21 protein-coding genes and 3 tRNA genes are annotated in these 20720 nt (G+C 42.5%); all 24 read right to left on the reverse strand.

What is annotated here, in order from left to right; all coding sequences use genetic code 11:
• Nucleotides 1-11: 11 nt before the first annotated feature.
• The 24 genes from COV43_01610 to lipA all read right to left on the reverse strand — a co-directional run bounded on the left by COV43_01610 (nucleotide 12) and on the right by lipA (nucleotide 20420).
• The gene (locus tag COV43_01610) at nucleotides 12-1532 is read right to left on the reverse strand and encodes a sodium-dependent transporter (protein ID PIR26446.1); all 1521 of its coding nucleotides are present in this window, start codon (nucleotides 1530-1532) and stop codon (nucleotides 12-14) included.
• Nucleotides 1529-2392: a hypothetical protein gene (locus COV43_01615; protein PIR26447.1), complete on the reverse strand. Its 864-nt coding sequence runs from the start codon at nucleotides 2390-2392 to the stop codon at nucleotides 1529-1531. The genes COV43_01610 and COV43_01615 overlap by 4 nt, the downstream gene beginning before the upstream one ends.
• Nucleotides 2393-2456: 64 nt before the next feature.
• Entirely contained in the window at nucleotides 2457-3758 is a 1302-nt protein-coding gene (der, locus tag COV43_01620) for a ribosome biogenesis GTPase Der (GenBank protein ID PIR26448.1), read from the reverse strand.
• A gap of 97 nt (nucleotides 3759-3855) precedes the next feature.
• Nucleotides 3856-3932: transfer RNA gene (locus COV43_01625), tRNA-Met, on the reverse strand.
• A 71-nt stretch (nucleotides 3933-4003) separates the two neighbouring features.
• On the reverse strand, nucleotides 4004-4546 hold the full coding sequence (locus tag COV43_01630; protein PIR26449.1) for a hypothetical protein: 543 nt from the start codon (nucleotides 4544-4546) through the stop codon (nucleotides 4004-4006).
• Nucleotides 4547-4617: 71 nt separating this feature from the next.
• Entirely contained in the window at nucleotides 4618-5496 is an 879-nt protein-coding gene (locus tag COV43_01635) for a GTPase Era (GenBank protein ID PIR26450.1), read from the reverse strand.
• 10 nt (nucleotides 5497-5506) lie between these two features.
• Nucleotides 5507-6238 carry a ribonuclease III gene (gene rnc, locus COV43_01640; GenBank protein PIR26451.1) on the reverse strand — a complete coding sequence of 244 codons (732 nt, stop codon included), beginning with the start codon at nucleotides 6236-6238 and terminating at the stop codon, nucleotides 5507-5509.
• The gene (locus tag COV43_01645) at nucleotides 6226-7557 is read right to left on the reverse strand and encodes a tRNA (N(6)-L-threonylcarbamoyladenosine(37)-C(2))-methylthiotransferase MtaB (GenBank protein ID PIR26452.1); all 1332 of its coding nucleotides are present in this window, start codon (nucleotides 7555-7557) and stop codon (nucleotides 6226-6228) included. The genes rnc and COV43_01645 overlap by 13 nt, the downstream gene beginning before the upstream one ends.
• The gene (locus COV43_01650; GenBank protein ID PIR26453.1) at nucleotides 7554-8687 is read right to left on the reverse strand and encodes a tRNA 2-thiouridine(34) synthase MnmA; all 1134 of its coding nucleotides are present in this window, start codon (nucleotides 8685-8687) and stop codon (nucleotides 7554-7556) included. Before COV43_01650 ends, COV43_01645 begins: the two co-directional genes overlap by 4 nt.
• A 126-nt stretch (nucleotides 8688-8813) precedes the next feature.
• Nucleotides 8814-8887: transfer RNA gene (locus COV43_01655), tRNA-Pro, on the reverse strand.
• 81 nt (nucleotides 8888-8968) lie between these two features.
• Nucleotides 8969-9592, reverse strand: coding sequence for a hypothetical protein (locus COV43_01660; protein ID PIR26454.1), 624 nt, complete (start codon nucleotides 9590-9592; stop codon nucleotides 8969-8971).
• Nucleotides 9593-9615: 23 nt separating this feature from the next.
• Nucleotides 9616-9924: an integration host factor subunit alpha gene (locus COV43_01665; protein PIR26455.1), complete on the reverse strand. Its 309-nt coding sequence runs from the start codon at nucleotides 9922-9924 to the stop codon at nucleotides 9616-9618.
• A gap of 129 nt (nucleotides 9925-10053) precedes the next feature.
• Entirely contained in the window at nucleotides 10054-12117 is a 2064-nt protein-coding gene (locus COV43_01670; GenBank protein PIR26456.1) for a phenylalanine--tRNA ligase subunit beta, read from the reverse strand.
• Between the two features lie 37 nt (nucleotides 12118-12154).
• On the reverse strand, nucleotides 12155-13177 hold the full coding sequence (locus COV43_01675) for a phenylalanine--tRNA ligase subunit alpha (GenBank protein PIR26466.1): 1023 nt from the start codon (nucleotides 13175-13177) through the stop codon (nucleotides 12155-12157).
• A gap of 69 nt (nucleotides 13178-13246) precedes the next feature.
• Nucleotides 13247-13594 (reverse strand): 50S ribosomal protein L20, encoded by a 348-nt coding sequence (locus COV43_01680; GenBank protein PIR26457.1) that lies wholly within the window; start codon nucleotides 13592-13594, stop codon nucleotides 13247-13249.
• Nucleotides 13595-13650: 56 nt separating this feature from the next.
• Nucleotides 13651-13845, reverse strand: coding sequence for a 50S ribosomal protein L35 (locus COV43_01685; protein PIR26458.1), 195 nt, complete (start codon nucleotides 13843-13845; stop codon nucleotides 13651-13653).
• A gap of 27 nt (nucleotides 13846-13872) precedes the next feature.
• Nucleotides 13873-14406 (reverse strand): translation initiation factor IF-3, encoded by a 534-nt coding sequence (locus COV43_01690; protein PIR26459.1) that lies wholly within the window; start codon nucleotides 14404-14406, stop codon nucleotides 13873-13875.
• 64 nt (nucleotides 14407-14470) lie between these two features.
• A complete protein-coding gene (locus COV43_01695) occupies nucleotides 14471-16207 on the reverse strand; it encodes a threonine--tRNA ligase (GenBank protein ID PIR26460.1) in 1737 nt (578 codons plus the stop codon).
• A gap of 31 nt (nucleotides 16208-16238) precedes the next feature.
• Nucleotides 16239-16315: transfer RNA gene (locus COV43_01700), tRNA-Val, on the reverse strand.
• 231 nt (nucleotides 16316-16546) lie between these two features.
• Nucleotides 16547-16873 (reverse strand): thioredoxin, encoded by a 327-nt coding sequence (gene trxA, locus COV43_01705; protein PIR26461.1) that lies wholly within the window; start codon nucleotides 16871-16873, stop codon nucleotides 16547-16549.
• 82 nt (nucleotides 16874-16955) lie between these two features.
• A complete protein-coding gene (locus COV43_01710; protein ID PIR26462.1) occupies nucleotides 16956-18056 on the reverse strand; it encodes a rod shape-determining protein RodA in 1101 nt (366 codons plus the stop codon).
• Nucleotides 18057-18096: 40 nt separating this feature from the next.
• The gene (locus COV43_01715) at nucleotides 18097-18519 is read right to left on the reverse strand and encodes a hypothetical protein (protein ID PIR26463.1); all 423 of its coding nucleotides are present in this window, start codon (nucleotides 18517-18519) and stop codon (nucleotides 18097-18099) included.
• Nucleotides 18520-19509 (reverse strand): fructose-bisphosphatase class II, encoded by a 990-nt coding sequence (gene glpX / locus COV43_01720; protein ID PIR26464.1) that lies wholly within the window; start codon nucleotides 19507-19509, stop codon nucleotides 18520-18522. It abuts the gene before it with no gap.
• Between the two features lie 20 nt (nucleotides 19510-19529).
• Nucleotides 19530-20420: a lipoyl synthase gene (gene lipA, locus COV43_01725; GenBank protein ID PIR26465.1), complete on the reverse strand. Its 891-nt coding sequence runs from the start codon at nucleotides 20418-20420 to the stop codon at nucleotides 19530-19532.
• Between the last annotated feature and the right edge of the window lie 300 nt (nucleotides 20421-20720).

Raw genomic sequence — 20720 nt, forward strand, 5'->3', positions numbered from 1 at the left:
GCTTTCCAAAGTCAAACCTTGCTCGAAAACTTTTCTGATGAGCTTGTTCCCTCTTCGTCTGGCTCTTCTTTGACCCAGGCTTTTTTTGCAAGTAAACAAGCAAGCCCAAACGTAAAGACAAGCCACCCACAGCCAAGCACAAGAAGAGAAACCCATGAATAGCCTCCATAAGGCTCTGAAATATTTCTTCTTACTTCTACAATAATCAAAAGAGTTAACAGGCTGGGAGTAAGGTACTTCACCAAAAATGTCCAGGCTCTAAGAAGCGTGCTTTCTCTTTCGGGCAAATAGCAAATAATTTTGCTGGCTCCAAAAATCCATCCAATAAGAATAGCTTCAAGCAAGCCCATCAACAGCAAACCAAAATGATTGAGAAAGTAATCAACAATATCCAACCAGTACAAACCGGAACCAAAGGTAAACACAAGGCTTCCCGTCAAACCGAGAAGGCTAAAGTAAGAAGTTGCTTTCAAGCGAGAACATTGAAACTTATCAACCACACCAGAAATAAAGGCTTCAAAAATAGAAATGGCCGATGAGGTTCCTGCGAGAAGCAAGGCAGAAAAGAAAAGAATGGCAAATGTTCGCTGCCCGAAAGGAAGCAGTGAAATAGCTTTTGGGTAAGTGATGAAGGCCAAACCAGGGCCACCTGTCACCACCTCTCCAACTGGAGTGCTGGAAACAAAAGACATATAACCAAGCACAGAAAAAACAGCCAGCCCGGCAAAAATTTCAAAGCTTGAGTTTGCAATGCACGTAATGAGCGAGTTTCTCAGCACAGGAGTTTTGCGAGGGAGATAACTTGCGTAAGCCACCATAATCCCAAAGCCAAGTGAAAGTGAAAAAAAGATTTGTGAAAAAGCGGCCGACCACACTTGAGGATCTGACAAACGCGATGGATCGGGAGTAAGGTAAGCTGCTATGCCTGCTTTAGCGCCTGGTAAAAATAAACTCCACACCACAAGCACCGCCATTTGGAAAAAGAGAACAGGAATAATAATTTTGCTCATTTTCTCAATGCCACTTGCAATGCCTTTTCCCACTACGGCCCATACTGCCACCCACGCAAACAACGTTCCCACCACAATGGGAAACTGCATACTCCCTATCTCACTGGGCCCAGAAGTTAGGCCTAAAAAACTGTGATAGAAAAAATGTTCGGTATCCACTCCCCACTTCAAGTTGAAAGCATAGAAAAGAAAATTGGCGCACCATGAAATAACTACGTTGTAGTACAATAAAATTCCGAAGGAACAAAAGCAAACGGCCCACCACCCTACCTTTTCCCATCGTTTTCTAATTTTCGCCGCCACCGCTGGAAATGAGAGCTGAAAGTATGTTCCCGTGCATTGTTCCAAAAGCATCAACGGAATACCCACGAGAAGCAACGCAATAAGATAAGGAAGAAGAAAAGCGCCACCGCCATTTTTGAAGCAAATGTAAGGGAATCGCCAGATATTTCCCAAGCCCACAGCCGAACCTATGGCCGCAAGAAGAAAACCATACCGTGAATCCCATCTTCCTCGCATCATTTTTCATCTCCTTGTTTCACCGGGAAGTGAAACATTTTTTGTGACTGTAATACGGCTGTAACTTCAAGCGCAAAAAGAGTGACAACGGCAAGATAATAAATCCACAAAATGGAAAGAACCAAAGCAGACAAAGAACCATAAACAAAATTGTACCGTTCAAGTGCAAAATACATGTACCAACGGAAAAACAACTTTGCTCCCAGCAAACCAAAAGAAAAAACAAGCGCACCAAAAGCAGAATATCTAAGCGCCACCTTTCTGGTAGGAATAATATGCACTGCAAGAAGATAAGCAATAAAGGTGGACAAAATAAAAAAAACTTTCGCATTAAAAAAATCGCGCAGAGCAAACGGAACAGCATAGCCACCAAAAAGACCAGCAAGAAGCTGAAGCATACTTGGTGCAAAAAAGAGAATGCTAATCAGAAAAATAATTAAAATACCTAACATATGTGACTGAAAAATATTTCGCGATCTCGTGGTTTGGAAAATTTTATTCATCACCTTTTCAAGATTGGTAAAGAGAATAGTTGCTGTAAAAAGCAAAAAGAAAATTCCCAAAATTCCAAAAGAGGATTTGTTGGCAAGAAGTGTGTTTATGTTTTGAAGTAAATCAGGATACGAAAGCGGAACCATGTGTACAAAATCTTGTGCAAGTTTTTCAACAAGACCTTCGTAGGAGCCAAAAAGAAAACCTGCAACTGAAAGCATAATAATGGAAAGTGGAATGAGTGAAAGAATGGCATAAAACGAGAGGCTTGCAGCAAGGTTTAAACAATCATGTTCAAAAAATGCCTGGAAGATGTGAAGAAAAACTTTCTTACTTTTCATTTTTATTTGCACGTGCACCTCGAGCTTCAAAAACTATAATGTCATAATGTGAAGTGCAAGTTTCTTATCGGAAAGAGAAACAATTTGGCGTGAATTAATTTTTTCTGCGGAAGAAGGCTCGAATGGGAACACCTTTAAATCCAAAAGCCTCTTCAAAAGCATGTATGACATAGCGTTTGTATGCTTCCGGAATTCCTTCGGGGCAATTAGAATAAAAGAGAAAAGTGGGAGGATAACTTGTCATCTGCGTTACATAATTAATTTTCACAGATTTACTACGGTAAACGGGAAGATGATGTGCAGCAAGAGTTTCCTCAAGAACTGCATTCAATTTTGAAGTACTTATTTTTTTCGAAAGCAGCGCATCCATCACATCGAGAAGGTGAAATACTTTTACACACCCCTGCCCTGTTTTAGCGGAAACTTTCAGCATTTTAATGTGACCAAAGGCTCTCAGCTGATATTCTAGATCGGCTTGAAATTCTGGCCACGGCTTTTCCATCAAATCCCATTTATTCACCAGCAAGGCTACAGCCTTTCCTTGTTCATGAGCATAACCCGTCAAATGCAAGTCCTGTTTGGTCATGCCGTGAGTGGCGTCAATCAGCTGACAAACAATATCACTTCGTTCAATGGCTCGAAGACTTCTAAAAGCCGTATTTTTTTCTAGGGGCTGTTCAAGTCGATACCCTTTTTTAATTCCGGCGGTATCTACAAAAGTATAAGACTTTTCTTTGTGCACAATTTCCACATCGATGGCATCGCGCGTAGTTCCAGGTGCATTATGAACAACGCAGCGGTTCTCACCTGCCAAATAATTGATAAATGTGGATTTGCCGACATTCGGTTTACCAACAACAGCAATTTTTCTTCCTTTTGTTTTGTCTTCAAACGGAATTTCTTCTGGAAAACAAGAAAGCATTTGATCAAGGAGAAGATCTATCCCAAGTCCGTGTTCGGCTGATACTGGAAAAATTTTTCCCAAACCAAATTTGTAATACTGAACAAGATTTTTTTCATCGCGAGGAACATCAATTTTATTTGCTACCCAAATAACGGGTCGCTTCAATTTTCGCAGATACAAAATAAGTTCTTCATCCAAAACACCAGGTTCGGCACGGCCATCAAACACCACCATCACCACATCGGCCTCTTCCATAGCCTTCATGCTTTGCGATGAAACTTTTTGCTCTAAATCCACTTCGGGAATGAGATCGATACCACCGGTATCAACAAGGATATAGTCACGGCCAAGCCAAGTGGCATCGGCATAGTGCCGGTCGCGCGTCACGCCAGCAAGGTTGTGAACGATAGCACTCTCAGACCCCAGCAAACGGTTGAAGAGTCTGGATTTGCCCACATTTGCACGGCCAACAATGGCAACGATTGGTTTCATGTTTACGTCAATTTCTGGCTTATAGTTTACAGTTCTTTGTAGCCACTCTTGATACTTTATGGAGGAAAAAGTGCTTTTACTGCTGTACTGGCAATTTTGGTAGCGGAGGGCGGACTCGAACCGCCGACCTGTGGGTTATGAATCCACCGCTCTCACCAACTGAGCTACCCCGCCATGTCGCAAAATTAGGGCGCAAATTGCCCGTTTCAAGGAAAAAGTCAATCCATTTTTAGGGGTGAAAGAGCCTAGAAAAACCTTCGCTCGATATCTGAAATTTCCTCAGCAAAAGCCACTCCCACCTCGTAGACGCGTCGAAACAACGATGGATTATACATTTGAGCCCAGCAGACGGTGCCAGGGATACTTTGGCTGGCAGGGTTCGAGCATACAATCACAATACGCTGCCCTTTTCCTACGGGCTCGGCAGTTTGAAATTTAATTCCCGTGGAGGAAATATTACAAACACGACCTGCATACCATCTATGGTCTTGCGCCACACAATAGGAAATACCTGCTGCAATTTCTTTTCGTGCTGCAATTCTTCGTTCTTCTTGGCTGTTTCTTTCTGCTTTTTTTCCGCTTTGAATTAAGGTTTTATCGTAGACGGCTCTTTTTTCGGGATGGGAAAGGGTTGAATAGGCTTCTCCCAGCAAAGAGGCGTCCTGCGAGCTTTCCCCAAGCTCGGGGTGTTTTTTGAGCGCAGACATCAAAACCAAGTAAGCCGCATGAATCACTTCGGTGGGAGCTTCTGGGCTTACGCGTAAGAGCTCATAAAAATTGCTGTCCATATTTCCTCCTTCGCTTTTCCTTCAGAAGCTTATCGCTTCTTCTCAAAAAAAGTTGCGTAAAAAAATGGAGCCTAATACCCAAAATCCTTTAGCTGCGAATCGTTTTTTGTCCAGCTTTGTTTCACTTTTACAAAAAGTTCAAGATAAACTGACGTTCCAAACATAAGTTCAAGGTCTTTTCTGGCGGCGAACCCAATCTCTTTTAATTTTTTTCCGCCCTTTCCAATCACCATGCCCTTTTGAGAATCTCTTTCTACGATGATGGCCGCAAAAATACGATAAACACTATGACTTCCGCTTGGTTCTTCAAATTTTTCAATTTCTACTGCGCATGAATAAGGAATCTCTTCATGCAAATGCAAAAAAGCCTTTTCCCGAATAATTTCGCCACATAAAAATCGTTCGGTGTGATTGGTATAATACTCTTCGGGATAGAGAAACGGGCCTTCCGGTAAGTGCTGCATGAAATACTGAATAAGCTCTTCCGTTCCTTCTTCTTTTAGCGCGGAAAGAAACATAATATTTTTCACACCTAACTCAGCATAAATTTTATTGGCGAGTGATTCATATTCTTCTTTGGAGACAAGATCTGCTTTGTTCACCAAGACAATACATTTTTCGCGATCAACTTTTTGTAGTAAGCTTTTGTCTTGTTCTAGGCGTGGAAGTTTTGGATCGAGCACAAGGCAAACCATATCATTTTGCAACAGCACTTCATCAATGCTTCTCAACATAGACTGGTTCAATTTTTTAGAAGATTCGTGATAGCCCGGAGTATCCAAAAAAATCATCTGACAGTTATCTTTGGTAATGATCCCCAAAATACGTTGACGTGTTGTTTGAACTTTTGGACTTACAATAGAAAGATGTTCACCCAGCAAAGCATTGAGCAGTGTTGATTTCCCAACGTTTGTCTGGCCAATAATAGCAATGTATCCACACTTAGTCATGAGTTTGTTCTCATTTTTCTTGCAGCTCTTCTTGTGCTAAATGTTCTAGTGCAAGTTTTGCTGCGTCTTGCTCGGCAGCTTTTTTACTGCTGCCTTTTCCTAAGCCTAGTACTTTATCACGAACTGAAAGTTCTACTTCAAAGATTTTTTTGTGATCCGGACCTGTTTCTTTTCGGAGTGCATAACGAGGAATAGTACGAAAACGACTTTGCACTTCTTCTTGCAATCTTGTTTTATAATCTTTTTCAAAGCCAACAATATGTGATCTGGTAACTACATAAGCAAAATGTTTTGCAACAAGCGCTGCAACTTTTTTATATCCGCGATCAAGATAGACGGCGCCAAGCACCGCCTCATAAGCATCAGAGAGGAGCGAGCTTTTTTCTCTTCCTCCAGTTAAATCTTCACCTTTTCCTAAAAAAAGATATTCTCCAAGCGAAAGTTTTTTTGCCAGTTCAGCTAACTCATGTTCATTCACAAGTGCAGCGCGCATTTTTGAAAGCTCGCCTTCAGGTTGATCTGAAAACTGCTGCATCAACAAAGTGCTGATGCATAATTCTAAAACGGCATCGCCCAAAAATTCGTAGCGTTCATTATGTTCAGTGGCAGGAAGCTTTTGCTCGTTGGTATATGATTTGTGCGTAAGCGCTCTTTTGAGATGCGTTTTATCTTTGAACGAATATCCAAGATGCGATTCGAATGCTTTTATAATTTTTTTTTCTTCACGTGTTACTCTAGGCATGTTCCGTATACCTTTAACCCTTCTACCTTTTCTACCTTCACGGTACAAAGTGAACGATGCGCCAAATGCTTTTCCGCAAGCAAAAGAGGAACGTCGTTATCGCTTATCGCTGTTGTGAAACCACTTTCACCTTGTCGTTTGTCAATCACAATGGCTTCACATATTTTTCCTTGCAAGGAAGCATAAAAAGCTTCTCGTTTCTGATGTGCAATGGCCGAAAGTTCGCGAGCTCGCTGCTTTACCACCTGCGGATCGAGCTTATCAACGCGCCTTGCAGCCGCAGTGCCTTCTCGCGCTGAAAAAGGAAAAACATGAATCCACGACAAAGGTGCTTCTTCCAAAAAAGTTTTTGTTTCCAAAAATTCTTCTTCGGTTTCACCAGGAAAACCAGCAATAATATCTGCAGAAATTGCCATATCAGGAATATGCTTATCTAACGATTGAACAAGCTTTCTTGCTTGATGCGAATCAGTTTTTCTCATCATGCGCTTAATCACTGTGTTGGAAGCGCTTTGCAAAGAAAGGTGTAAATATCTGCATACTCTTTTTTCGTTTTCTAAAAGATGTTTAATATCATCATCAACACCTTCTGGATCGAGTGAAGTGAGACGAATGCGTTTGATATCGGTATGCTTAAGAAGAGCTTTTACCAAATCTGAAAGCTTACACTTTTCATCGAAATCATTTCCATAACTTCCAATATGAATTCCAGTGAGTACAATTTCATTGTAGCCAGCTTCAACTAATGCATTGGTGTGTTGAATAAGTTCAGGAATAGTCTTACTTACACTTTTTCCTCGTGCACGCCAAATGATGCAATAGGTACATCTGCGGTCACAACCATCTTGAATTTTAAGATAAGCTCTAGCGCGTTGCTGATGATATGGCACGAGATCATCCAAAGTTGATGGAGGTGTTTCTTCAAGAGGAGAAAAAGATTTAAAAAGATATTCAATTAACTGATGACGATCACTCGTTCCAAAAACAGCATCCACTCCGTCAATTGCTCTCAATTGTTCCGGATACATTTCACCAGAACAACCCGTTGCAATAACCAAAGCTTCTTTATTAAGTCTGTGCGCTTTGCGAAGCAAATTTCTGGCGCTGCGATCGGCAGCGTGAGTGACGGTGCAGGTATTCACCACATAAACATCGGCACCTTTTTCGAAAGGAACGATTTCAAAACCAAGTTGCTCACACCGTGCTGCGATGGATTCTGAATCATAGACATTTGCTTTGCAGCCTAAGGTTTCAAGAGCAAGCTTCACTTTTCTTTCTTTTAGAAAGGGAAGTTTTTTTTCTTGATAGGCTAAGTTCATCTAATCCAGCCTCCACCTAACACTTCATCACCATCATAGAACACTGCCGCTTGCCCAGGTGTAATGGCACTTTGCGGTTCATGGAATCGAACTGAAAGTTTGTCTTCTCCCACTTGGGTTAATGTTGCATCGGCAGCCAAATGCTTTGCTCTAATTTTTACTTGAATCGTTCTGCCCATATAGGAACTTCCATCACCATTGGCAGCTGCGCCAAATTGTTTTTTCAGTTCTTCGGAAGCAAAACGTGAAACAGGTGCGTTGGTCCAGTTCACTTCATCCACCATCATGGTATCACGAAGCAAATCATCTTCATCCCCAAGAACCACTTCATTGCTTTCTACGCGGATTTCTTGAACGTACATTTTCTTTCCGGTGCTAATACCCAAGCCTCTCCGCTGCCCAATGGTATAGACATGTATTCCTTCGTGCCTTCCCAAAATATTTCCGGCGCTATCGACAAATGAACCTGAAGTTCCAAGTGAATCAGGATCAAACTCTTCCAAGAAATCAACATAGGAACCTTTTGTGACAAAACAAATTTCTTGGCTGTCAGGTTTATCGCTGGTTTCCAAACCAAATGATCTGGCCATCGCGCGCACTTCTGTTTTATGCAGATTTCCCAAAGGGAACTCAATCGACTTCAACTCATTTTGGCTTAAGTGAAAGAGATAGTACGTTTGATCTTTTCCACCATCAACTCCGCAGTGCAAAGTGTAACGTCCATCTTTTTCTTGAATGCGCGCATAGTGACCTGTGGCGACTTTGCTGGCATTCATGCGATGCATGTCTTTAAATAATGCCGAAAACTTGAGCTTCACATTACAGCTGACACACGGAATTGGAGTCCTGCCTTTTGCATATTCGGCTACAAAGGGTTGGATAACCTGCTGCTTAAACTCTTCACGATAATCAAGGCTGTGAAAAGGAATGCCGAGGCGATGACACACCATTTGGGCATCAAGTCTATCTGCGGCTGAGCAACAGCTTTTTTCGGTGGTGCGATGACAACTTACCAAGTGCATGGCAACACCAACCACATCGCGGCCTTCCTCTTTTAGCAGCAAGGCAGCAACAGAGCTATCGACTCCGCCAGACATGGCGACGAGTGTTTTTGGCAGCGTTTTTTTCATAAAGAAATACTTACTTTTTCAGAGCTTAAGTGCTTTTAGTCCTTAATTAAGTGAGGCGGGACTCTAATAGAGCAAGGCTCGGATCGTCAAGGTTTTTCACGTTATAAGGCGAACCGAGCCGCTCTGTCGGGGCGACTGGACTCGAACCAGCGGCCTCTTGCACCCCATGCAAGCGCGCTACCAGGCTGCGCTACGCCCCGAAATAGGCTAAAAAATCAAAGAGAAACGCGGGTGTTCAACCTTAGTTTGGAAAAAATTGCAAGTGAAGAGTGAAACAAGGATTAGGTGCGAATAATGTGCAAAATCTCGCTTAAGTCTTTTTTGAGTTTCAACAAAACTTTTTTTCCTTCGTAGTGGTGATGTTCATCATTGGGCTGCTGAGAGACCAACTTCTGTTTTACGTTTGCGTGAAGTACAGGAGAAACTTTTAGCACTGGTGGTGTTTGGGTTTGCACAATTTCTTTCTTTTGTTCTAGAGGAGCTGTATTTTTTTCAACTGGTATCGGATGATGTGCGCTTTCACGTTTCTCTTCAAGAGAGCTGGAAGAAGCAAGCAATTCAGCAGCTAAGTCTTCAGCCGAAGGAGAGTGATTTGTCTTGTGTTCATTCGTACCGTTTCCATTTGATGTGAAGGGAGCTCTTGCCCATTCTTTCAAACGTTTTCTGGCACCCGTGATGGTAAAACGTTCGCGGTACAAAAGTTCTTTGATGAGCAAAAGCATTTCAACATCTTTTCGTTTGTAGAGACGTTGTCCTGATTTTGACTTTGAAGGTTTGATGTCCGTAAACTCTGATTCCCAATACCGCAAAACATAAGGCTTTACTCCAACAAGATCACTTACCTCGCCAATGCGAAAATAAAGTTTGTTCGGAATTTGCTCATGAAAAGGATATTCTTGGTTCACTTGAACACGCTCCCATCGTTATATTACATATTAAACTGATGTGCTTTTTCTTCCTCTTCTTTATTGAGTGCTGCTTTCAATACTTGACTCGGCCTAAAGGTGAGCACTTTTCTTGCTGAAATTTCTATCTCTTCACCTGTTTGAGGATTGCGGCCAACGCGCGGTCGTTTCTGGCGAACAACAAAATTTCCAAAACCAGAAATCTTTATTTTTTCGCCACGCTCCAAGGTTTCCTTCATGGTGTCGAAGACAAGCTCTACAATTTCTGCAGATTCTTTCTTGGAAAAACCGATCTTCTCATAAATTTGTTCTATTATTTCTGCTTTTGTCATGTGCCCTCCTTGACGTAAATAAGCGAGTAAAATCCAGGCTGTAGACGGCATCATAACACTAAAGAGCGCTTTCGTCTATAATTCTCTGCACTTACCGTAAAAAGCTTAAAAACAGCTTTAAAGTAGCGTTTAAACCCTTAATACGGCGTTGAGTTTTTCGCTGAGGCTCTTCACAACTCGCTGGTGAAGCTCTTCCACTTCGTTATCCGTCAGTGTTTTTTCACTTGAAGCATAACGCAGCGTGCAGGCGATACTTTTCTTTCCGGCTGGAATTCCTTTGCCTTTGTAGAGATCGAAGAGAAAATAATGCGTCAAAAGTTTTTGACCTTCTTTTCGGATAAGCTGTTCTACTTTCTCAGCTGAAATACTTTCATCCAAAAGCAAAGAAAGATCTCGTTCTATGAAAGGATACTTTGAATAAGCGTGATAGGTTTTTTTCACTGCAGCAAAAATCTGAGTAAACGCATCTACATCAAGTTCGAATACAAAAACATCGCCTAATTCAAGTTCTGCTGAAAGCACGGGAGAAAGCTGACCAAGAAAACCAATTTTGGAATTGCCGTGAAAAATGCATGCGGATTTTCCAGGATGAAGAAAGTCGTAGGTTTCGGAAACAAAACGAAATGCCGCGAGATCAATACCAGCTCTTTCACACAGCCCTTCGAATAATCCCTTAAGGTCAAAAAAATCAGCCATGCTGGAACCTGAACTCCAATCGGCTTTATTTTTTCTTCCCACAACAAGGCCAGTTAAATGGAGAGATTCCTTTACAGTATTTTTTTTTGCTTTTTCATAAACACGTTGAAGTGAAAACAATTTCAGGTCTGGCTCTTGCCTTCTTTTGTTGCGTGATGCCACTTGAAGCAGTGCGGGCAAAAGACTAACGGGCATCTGAGCTTGTTCTTGAGAAAGAGGATTTTGAAGTGAGACAGCATCTTTTTTCAGAGCTGTAGCAAACGAAGCCTGTTCCTTTTCGCCGATGAAACTCAAGAGGACAGACTCGCTGAAACCAGCGTCAATACAGTAGTTGCTGGCAATGCGCGAAAATTCTGCACGCTTCGTTTCCTTCACTTGGTGCAAGGTAAGCGAGGGTTGTTTTTCTTCGATTTTGTCATAACCGTGCAGCCTAGCAATCTCTTCGATGAGGTCGATAGGCCTTGTGAGGTCTGGACGAAAAAGAGGAATTTCACATTTTGCGTCTTCGTTCTCTTGGCTTAGCACCTTAATGCCCAAGGGAAGCAAAAGTGTTAGCATTTCTTTAAGCGTAAGTGATGTGCCTAAAATTCTGTTTGCCTCAGCTGCATTTAATTCCACACAAGGCGATGCGTATTCGCAAAGTTGATGATCTATCCAGTCTGCAGTTGCAGTTCCACCGGCGAGTTCCAAGATGAGATCGCACACTCGATGGAGCACTGAAAGCGTTGCATGAGGATCAACACCTCGTTCAAAACGCCGTGAAGAATCACTTGAGAGGCCAAGGCGTTTTGATGTTTTTCTTACTCCACTTGGATCAAAATAAGCTGCTTCAAGAATGAGGGACTGAGTTTTTTCATCCACTTCAGAATTTTGGCCACCCATGATACCCGCTAGGGCTATAGGTTTGCTGGCATCGCAAATGAGCAAATCTTCTTCAGTGAGTTTTCGAGCTATGCCATCAAGAGGAACAAAATTTTCATTCTGTTTTGCTTTTCGGAGAACAATACTCTTTCCAGAAATTTTTGAAGCGTCAAAGGCATGCAACGGCTGACCCGTTTCCAACATCACATAATTGGTGGCATCAACAACGTTATTAATGGAACGCATTCCCGAAGCTTCAAGGCGTTTCACAAGCCAATCTGGAGAAGGTTTCACTTTTATATCTTGAATTACTCTAGCGGTATATCGCGAACAGCCCAGCTTTGCTGACGTAAGTGAGACCGAGAGTTGGTTTGAAATGTTTTCTTTTCCGCTTGGAATTTTTGATGTCGGGAAATGGCATGCTCTTCCAGAAAGCGCCGAAAGCTCACGTGCAATACCAAAAAGGGAAAGGCAATCTGCTCTGTTTGGAGTAATACCCAAAACAAATGAAACATCTTTCGCAAAAGGAATTATTTCTTCTACTTCGAGCCCAGCCATTGTTAGCTTGTGCGCTAGATCTGCTGGTTTTTCTTTGATGTCAATGTAGTCGCGTAACCATTCTAGGGAAACTTGCATAGCTTTTCTTTCATATAAGAAATGAACAATTTCTTTTTTAGAATTGCTCTAAAAATCGAAGATCGTTTTCATAAAAAAGTCGAATGTCATCTATGCTGTACTTCAACATCGCAACACGTTCCACACCCATTCCGAATGCAAAACCACTTACTTTTTTTGGATCGTAGCCAACAGCTTCAAACACGGCGGGGTCAACCATGCCCGAACCTAAAATTTCAACCCAACCTGTATTTTTGCACACTCTACATCCCTTGCCATCGCAAATAACACATTCGATATCTACTTCAGCTGACGGTTCGGTAAAGGGGAAAAAACTTGGACGAAATCTTACGCCTCTTTCTCCAAACATTTGTTTGCAAAAAAGAGAAAGTACAGACTTCAAGTGAGCAAAGCTAATGCCTTCATCAACCAAAAGCCCTTCTACTTGATGAAACATGGGTGAATGGGAAACATCGTTGTCACGACGGTAAACGCAACCCGGCGCAATGATAGCAATGGGAGGCTTTTCCCGTTGCATAGTATGAATTTGAACGGGTGAAGTATGCGTACGCAAAAGCAATTCATCTGAAACGTAAAAAGTATCTTGCATGTCGCGCGCAGGATGATTGGCAGGCACATTCAAGGCTTCGAAGTTATAAAAATCGGTTTCAACTTCTGGTCCTTCTTCAACAGAAAAACCCAAACCTTGAAAGACAGCAATAATTTCATCCATTACCTTACGCAAAGGATGGCGAAAACCAGGTCTTACCCTTCTTCCAGGAAGAGTGATATCAACCTGTTCACTTTGGATTTTCTTTAGCTGCTCGCTTTGTTCGTGCTGGCTGAGAAGAGTATCAAAAAGTTCATCAAGCTCTTGTTTGAGCTCATTTACTTTTTTTCCTACGAGCGGACGGTCTTCCTTGCTCACTTGTCCAAGACCTTTGAGAAGCTCGGTTACTTTTCCTTTTTTGCCTAAGTATTGAACTTTCGCTTCTTTGGCTTCTTGAAGACTTGTAACGCGAGACGCTTCTGCTTTTGCCGAAGCCTTAATTGATGCTATCGATTCAAGGAAATCGCTCATAGTTTGACCCATAAAAGAAAGCACCTGACATGGACAGAAGAATTCAACCCAAATCAAGTGCTTTTTATTTTACTTATTCGCAACTGCAACAAGTTGTTCAAAGTCTGCAGGATGATGAATTGCCATCTCGGAAAGCATTTTACGGTTGAGCTCGATATTTTTTGATTTGAGCGCTCCCATAAATTTGCTGTAAGAAACTCCGTGAGCTTGTACCGCTGCGGCAATACGAGTTTGCCACACCGCTCTGAAATCTCTTTTGCGAAGCTTTCTTCCTTTGTATGCAGTCTTGAGTGCGTTATCAACTGCCTCAACTGCCGTTCTTAGCAAACGGTGACGCGCACTGAAAAAGCCTTTTGCTTGACGCAAAATTCTTTTTCTTTTTCTCATTCCCTGAAAACCACCTTTAACTCTTGGCATAACCTACTCCTTCTTTTCTACGATCGTCTGTTTTTTCTTAAAGAGACAAGATCCAATTATCCATTTAACATGCGTGTAGCATTCGCTTGATCAGCTTTGCTCAAGTAAGCACCTTTACGGAACTTACGTTTTGACTTTGTAGATTTTGAAGTCAAAATGTGGCGCAGCTTAGAGCGTTTCACTTTAATTTTTCCACTTGCTGTTTTTTTGAAGCGCTTTGCAGCTGCTTTATTTGTTTTTAATTTTGGCATAACCTGCTCCTGTACTAAATTGCTTTTTTATTTCTTTTTGAGTGGAGACAACACCATTGCCATCTGCCTACCTTCAAGTTTTGGTGCAAGATCAATTTGAGCAATCTCTTTTAAAAGATCAGTCACTTCTTTCAGGCGACCCATTCCAATTTCTTGATGCGCCATTTCTCTTCCACGAAAACGAATTGAAAACTTTACTTTATCACCGTGCTCTAAAAACTTTTTTGCGTGTCTTAATTTTGTTTGAAAATCATGATCATCAGTTGTTGGGCGAAGCTTGATTTCTTTCAATTTCACTTGAATCTGATGTTTCTTTGCTTCATGCATTTTCTTTTTCATTTCATACTTATATTTTCCAAAATCCATTATCTTACAAACAGGAGGCCTTGCCGTAGGAGAAACTTCCACAAGATCCAAACCAACATCTTGGGCACGTTGAAGCGCTTCTCGTGTGTCAACAATTCCAAATTGTTCTCCATTTTCATCCACCAATCTTACTTGGGGAATCCGAATGAAACGATTGATTCTTGGTCCTTCTCTCTTTGGTCTTCGTTGTTCCACGTTGATAATACGCCTCCTCTTTAATTAAACCATTTTCTTCATGAGACATTCCCACGAAGAAAAACTACTTTGTTGTTTCTGCTTTCAACAGAGCAACAAACTCTTGAACCGATTTGGCGCCCAGATCTCCTTGGTCACGCGAGCGAACGGCAAGTGTTTTTGATTCTACTTCTTTGTCACCTAACACAAGCATGTATGGCACTTTTTCCATTTGGGCTTGTCTAATTTTGAAGCCTAATTTTTCATTTCTTTCATCTACTTCTACTCTAAAGCCTTCGGCCGCTAATTCAGCATAGACAGCATCTGCAAAGACACGCTGATGTTCCGAAATGGGAATTATTTTTGCCTGCACCGGAGCAATCCAAGTTGGGAAAGCACCTGCATAATGCTCGATAAGAACTCCAAAAAATCTTTCGAGCGAGCCCATCAAAGCGCGATGCACCATGATTGGGCGTTTTTTCTCTCCACCTTGCTCGACGTAATCGAGATCGTAACGCTCTGGAAGATTGAAATCTACTTGAATGGTAGAACACTGCCATGAACGCTTCAGTGAATCTTTAATTTTAATATCAATCTTCGGGCCATAAAAAACGCCTTCACCCGGATCGACTTGATATGCAATACCAGCATTTTTCAAAGAACTTTCAAGAGCCTTTGTGGCCAAATCCCATTCGGCGTCTTCACCTACATATTTTTCGGGCTTGGTTGAAAGATAAATATCGAAATCTTCAAATCCAAACGTACGTAAAATGTTTAAACACAATTGCAACGCATGACTAATTTCTGCTTCAAGTTGATCTGGTCTACAAAAAATATGTGCATCATCTTGAGTAAACCCGCGAACCCGCATCAGACCGTGCAATACGCCGGAGCGTTCGTAGCGATATACCGTTCCAAGTTCTGCCCAACGAAGCGGCAGATCACGGTAGCTTTTCATTTCAGTTTTATAAATCTGAATATGAAAAGGACAATTCATCGGCTTCAATTCATATTCGGTGTTGTCAATTTGCATGGGAGCAAACATATTGTCGCGGTAGAAATCCCAGTGACCTGAAACTTTCCACAAATCTAAACGCGCAATGTGTGGCGTGTAGACAAGCTCATAGCCATTTTTAATATGTTCACTTCTCCAATAATTCTCAATCACATTTCTAATGCGGCCGCCTTTTGGATGCCACAAAATAAGACCTGCTCCAAAATCTTCCATAGAAGAAAAAAGGCCAAGCTGTTTTCCTAGCTTACGGTGATCTCTTTTTTCTGCTTCAGCTGTTCGCTCTAAATACTCATCGAGTTCTTGTTGCGAAGGAAAAGCTGTTCCGTAAATACGTTGCAGCCTTTCTCTTTTTTCGTCACCGCGCCAGTAAGAACCTGCAACCTTTAAAAGCTTGAAGGCCTTGATTTTGCCGGTGCTCTCTACATGACCACCACGACATAAATCTGTCCAGTTTCCATGCTTACAAATGCCAAGCTCTTGTTCACCAATGTCTTCGATGAGTTCGAGTTTAAACGTTTCATTTTTCTCTTTGAAGAAACGCACGGCTTCTTCTTTTGAAATTTTCTTTTCTTCAAAAGGAAGATTTTCAGCAACGATGCGCTTCATTTGCTTTTCAATTTTTTTTAAATCTTCAGTCGTAAAACCTTTTTCATATTCAAAATCATAATAGAATCCGTCTTCAATAGCTGGACCTATAGTCACTTTTGCTTCTGGGTAAAGCCGCTGAACGGCATCGGCCAACACATGCGCTGCGGAGTGACGCAATTTTTCTAAATCACTCAATTGTTTATCTTGTTTTTCTTCCATCACTTCCCATTCCCCTAAAATCTTTAACGTTTTGTGGACGTAACAGGATTCGAACCTGTGACCTCTACCATGTCAAGGTAGCGCTCTAACCAACTGAGCTATACGTCCTCTTGACAAAGCCAACTCCAGCATTTTTCCTGCATGCGCAACAACAACACACTAAAATGAAGAAATGAACTTCACCGGAGTTATCGTAGAGGCAAAAAAATTACAGCGAGATGCGGCGCAGTCTTAGATAAGCCCTTAAAAAAAGTCAAGAAAATCACTACACCATAAAAAAGAACCCATCCCTTCAAGGAATGGGTTCTAAAAACTTTCTAAGTGCTTGTTTTGTAAGAATTATCCTACCTTTTTAATCACTTCTTCAATGGCACCCTTCGCCACATTGCCCACAAGTTGTTCCACCTTTTGTCCGTTTTTGAAGAAAAGAATGGTGGGGATACTGCGAATACCGTACTTTGCGGCCACACTTGGGTTTTGATCTACGTCCACTTTGCACACCTTTACTTTGCCACTTTGCTCGGTAGCAAGCGTTTCTAGCGTTGGTGCCAAGGCTCTACACGGCCCGCACCAAGTAGCCCAGAAATCTACCACAACGGGAACGTCGGATTGAAGAACATCACCATCAAAACTTGCGTCGCTCACTTCAATAATATTTTCAGCCATAACTCCTCCTTACATTTTGTCTCACGCTCGTAGCGCATCATATCATACACGTCAACAACGGGTGCAATTTTTTTAGCCTGATTTAAAACATATGTTTTCGCAAACTGACATTCAGCACAAATCCAGATGCAGCAAGCATTACGATAATGGAAGAACCTCCATAACTTAAGAAAGGAAGCGTTACTCCCGTAAGCGGAATTAACCCCAACACCCCGCCAAGGTTGATGACCAGCTGCCAAGAAAGCCACGACACAATGCCCATGACCAAAAAAATACCAAAACGATCACGCGCACCTTTTGCAATATCAACCCCAAGCAACAAAAAAGAAAGGTACAAACTCAAGACAAAAAGAGAACCTACAAACCCCCACTCTTCAGCAAGAACGGGAAAAATAAAATCGGTGTGCCTCTCTGGTAAATACTGAAGCTTGTTGATGTTGCCCTTCAGATATCCTTTTCCAAAAAATTTTCCCGAGCCCACTGCAATCTTTGACTGCATGAGGTGATAACCTTTTCCTCGCACATCTTCTTCAGGATGCATGAAGGCCAAGATACGATTGCGTTGATATTCTTTAAGGCCAAATTTGTACGTTCCAAAGCCTGCCAATAAGGCAAGAGCGATACACACCAACAGCGTTTTCTTTTTCACGCCAAGAAAAAGTGAGATAGAAACAAAAATAGCCAAAAGAAAAAAGGCTGAGCCCATATCGCCCTGGTACAAAATAATTCCAAAAGGAAGAAAGGTAAGCAAAGCGGGCTTCCATAATTCACGAACACCATAGCCATCGGCACTTGGATGATCGTTGAAGTATTTCGCCATCACAAAAATATAGGTGAGCTTCGCAAATTCAGCTGGCTGAATGCCTACAGAGCCGATGCGTATCCAGCCTTTGGTTCCACGGATTTCTTGGCCGAAAAGTGCGGTGAATAAAAGCATAAACAAAACAATGAGGTAAAAATATTTCCCCCAATCTTTGAAGAGGCGATAATCAATAAAGGTTGTGGCTGCCATCACCAGCAAGCCAAGAGCAATCCAGATAAGTTGGTTCCAAAAAATAGAAAGGGAACCACTTTCTTCCCAATAAAAAACCGCACTGTAAAGATTAAGCAAGCCAACGCCAACAAGTGCACAAACAACAAAAAAGAACGGCCAGTTAAAAGTTTCGGAAAATCTTTTTGTCATGTTTACTCCTCATGATTACGAAGAGAAAAGTGAAGCGAGTTTATTTCTGTTCGGCGTGTCTTTTAAATTCATTTAACATTTTTGGCAAGGAAGCATCGATAAGACTTTGAAGCATTATCTCTGGCATCCAGAGTTTGAGTTCGAAGTTTACTTCATAAGAGGCAAAAAGTTTTTTTCCCTTTTGAGAAAGTTGCCATGAACCTTCATAGGTTTTAAGTATTTCGCTTTCAACTAAGCTCCATGAAATTTTTTTGTCTGAGTCAAAAACGAAGTGAAGTTTTGCCTCGAAAAACTGAACAAGGTCGATGCCAAATACCACTTCTGCTTCATCCTTATCTTGAAACAAAATCCGGACACATTTTATGTGGCTTAAAAATGAGGGATAAGCAGAAAAATCAAGCAATTGCTTGTAAAACACATCGGCGGAGGTGCAGAGCTCAAGCGTACGGGAGAGCTTTGCCATTTAGTTTTCCTTGTGCGTTGAAATGCTTCCGTCTTTTTCGGGGCGGTAAGGTTTGCGCGTGAAATCGTGATGAGTTCTGATGTAACGCACCGTTCCCGTAGCGGATCGCATCACCACAGATGTGGTCATGGCTTTCCCCGCCTCAAAATGAACTCCACGCAAGAAATCTCCGTTGGTTACTCCGGTGGCCGCAAACATCACATTGCCTTTGGCCAAATCTTCAGTGCCGTAAATACGATTTAAATCTGTAACGCCCATTTTGAGCGCGCGTTCGCGTTCATGATCGTTTCGCCACATCATTTTGCCGTAAAAACCACCGCCCAAACAACGAAGCGCAGCGGCAGACAATACGCCTTCTGGCGCTCCGCCTATACCCATGAGTGCATCTATACCAGAGCGCGGTTGGCAGGTAGCAATAGCCGCTGAGACATCACCATCGGTAATAAGATGAATGCGCGCACCTGCTTTGCGAACTTCTTGAATGAGGTCTTCGTGACGAGGCCTGTCCATAATCACAATAGTAAGATCTTGAACGCTGCACTTTTTTGCGTTTGCAATTGCCTTCAAATTTTCGCTTGCTGATTGCTCCAAACTTACGCAATCTCTGGCTTCGGGACCCACCGCAAGTTTTTGCATGTAGCTATCTGGCGCGTGAAGAAAATTTCCTCGATCGGCCATAGCAATAACGGCCAAGGCATTTTCTCTGCCTGTGGCGCAAATGGTGGTGCCTTCAAGCGGATCAAGTGCAATGTCAATTTCGGGTCCGCCTCTTCCCACTTCTTCGCCAATGTAGAGCATGGGGGCTTCGTCCCGCTCGCCCTCACCAATTACCACTCTGCCGCTGATGTCCATGTCATTGAGAGCATGTCGCATGGCTTCAACCGCAACTTTGTCGGCTAAGTGTTCGTCACCTCGGCCCATAAGCCTGGCCGCTGCAAGGGCTGCAAGTTCGGTAACTCGAATCATTTCTAAGGCTAAATTTCGCTCCATGATTTCTCCAAAAATAAAAGCTAAACAGTTTTTTCAAACACTTGTTCTGCCATGTAAGAACTACGCACAAATGGTCCGCTGAAGGCGTGAGTGTATCCCATCTCAAGCGCTTTATCGCGGTAGACATCAAACTGCGCGGGTTCAATAAATTCTTTTACTTCCCAATGTTTTTGCGTTGGCTGCAAATACTGACCAATAGTGATGGCGCGAACACCGACATCGTAGAGATCGCGCAAAGTTTGAATGACTTCTTCAGAAGTTTCACCCATACCAAGCATGATTCCAGACTTCAGCAAGCGATGTGGCAACAGTTCTTTTGAAATGCGTAGCACTTCGAGGGAGCGACGGTATTTTGCACGGCTGCGAATGAGCGGTGTAAGACGTTCCACGGTTTCGATGTTGTGGCTCATCACATCAGGATCTGACGCACAGAATGTTTCAAGGTGTTCTCGCACAGCATCAAAATCTGGCGTGAGCACTTCAATTCTGGTTTGAGGATTAAGCCTTCTTACTTCGCGCACCACTTCTGCAAAATGTGCTGCGCCACCATCGGGCATGTCATCGCGGTCTACGGAAGTAATCACCACATGCTTGAGGCCCAAGGCCTTCACTTGTTCGGCAGTTTGAAGCGGCTCGCCAGCATCGAGTGGAAGCGGCTTTCCCGTTTTGACATTGCAAAATTTGCAAGCGCGGGTGCAGGTGTCGCCCATCACCATAATGGTGGCGGTGCCGCGCGACCAGCATTCGCCCAGGTTTGGGCAACGCGCTTCTTCGCACACCGTAGCCAGCTTACGAATACGCAAGTCTTTCTTTAAGTTGTGAACTTTATCCCAGTCACTCGCCGGCTTTTTAAGCCAGCTGGGCAATCGCTTTCTCTCCACACGCGGCATAATAGGAGTTGATTTTTCCATAGTAGCCCGGGGTTTAGCATGAGCTCATGCCAAGTCAAACGAAAAGAAGCTTCAGTTTTTTAATCGTCTCATCGCAAAAACATCTGCAATGATCTATGGGCTGAAATAAAATCACGCACACTTCTCTCCACTCTCACGCGAGTTTGTTCAGCGTTTCGTTCATTAATTGGAGAAAATTCAACGACTGAGGGAAGCTGGATCTCTATCATATCAAGGTGTTACTCCCACGGTAAAATGTCCTCCCTTATTCCAAGGATAGAATGTCCTCCCCTGTTGGTAACTTCTTGATATCCTTAGCTT

The sequence above is a fragment of the Deltaproteobacteria bacterium CG11_big_fil_rev_8_21_14_0_20_42_23 genome, assembly GCA_002796345.1.
In the GTDB taxonomy this organism is placed as follows: domain Bacteria; phylum UBA10199; class UBA10199; order 2-02-FULL-44-16; family 2-02-FULL-44-16; genus 1-14-0-20-42-23.

Bases quoted from the DNA above. Each gene is read 5' to 3' on its own strand.
- COV43_01610 (PIR26446.1), bottom strand. From the start codon at position 1,532: ATGATGCGAGGAAGATGGGATTCACGGTATGGTTTTCTTCTTGCGGCC.
- der (PIR26448.1), bottom strand. From the start codon at position 3,758: ATGAAACCAATCGTTGCCATTGTTGGCCGTGCAAATGTGGGCAAATCC.
- COV43_01630 (PIR26449.1), bottom strand. From the start codon at position 4,546: ATGGACAGCAATTTTTATGAGCTCTTACGCGTAAGCCCAGAAGCTCCC.
- COV43_01635 (PIR26450.1), bottom strand. From the start codon at position 5,496: ATGACTAAGTGTGGATACATTGCTATTATTGGCCAGACAAACGTTGGG.
- rnc (PIR26451.1), bottom strand. From the start codon at position 6,238: ATGCCTAGAGTAACACGTGAAGAAAAAAAAATTATAAAAGCATTCGAA.
- COV43_01645 (PIR26452.1), bottom strand. From the start codon at position 7,557: ATGAACTTAGCCTATCAAGAAAAAAAACTTCCCTTTCTAAAAGAAAGA.
- COV43_01650 (PIR26453.1), bottom strand. From the start codon at position 8,687: ATGAAAAAAACGCTGCCAAAAACACTCGTCGCCATGTCTGGCGGAGTC.
- COV43_01665 (PIR26455.1), bottom strand. From the start codon at position 9,924: ATGACAAAAGCAGAAATAATAGAACAAATTTATGAGAAGATCGGTTTT.
- COV43_01670 (PIR26456.1), bottom strand. From the start codon at position 12,117: ATGCAAGTTTCCCTAGAATGGTTACGCGACTACATTGACATCAAAGAA.
- COV43_01675 (PIR26466.1), bottom strand. From the start codon at position 13,177: ATGAGCGATTTCCTTGAATCGATAGCATCAATTAAGGCTTCGGCAAAA.
- COV43_01680 (PIR26457.1), bottom strand. From the start codon at position 13,594: ATGCCAAGAGTTAAAGGTGGTTTTCAGGGAATGAGAAAAAGAAAAAGA.
- COV43_01685 (PIR26458.1), bottom strand. From the start codon at position 13,845: ATGCCAAAATTAAAAACAAATAAAGCAGCTGCAAAGCGCTTCAAAAAA.
- COV43_01695 (PIR26460.1), bottom strand. From the start codon at position 16,207: ATGGAAGAAAAACAAGATAAACAATTGAGTGATTTAGAAAAATTGCGT.
- trxA (PIR26461.1), bottom strand. From the start codon at position 16,873: ATGGCTGAAAATATTATTGAAGTGAGCGACGCAAGTTTTGATGGTGAT.
- COV43_01710 (PIR26462.1), bottom strand. From the start codon at position 18,056: ATGACAAAAAGATTTTCCGAAACTTTTAACTGGCCGTTCTTTTTTGTT.
- COV43_01715 (PIR26463.1), bottom strand. From the start codon at position 18,519: ATGGCAAAGCTCTCCCGTACGCTTGAGCTCTGCACCTCCGCCGATGTG.
- glpX (PIR26464.1), bottom strand. From the start codon at position 19,509: ATGGAGCGAAATTTAGCCTTAGAAATGATTCGAGTTACCGAACTTGCA.
- lipA (PIR26465.1), bottom strand. From the start codon at position 20,420: ATGGAAAAATCAACTCCTATTATGCCGCGTGTGGAGAGAAAGCGATTG.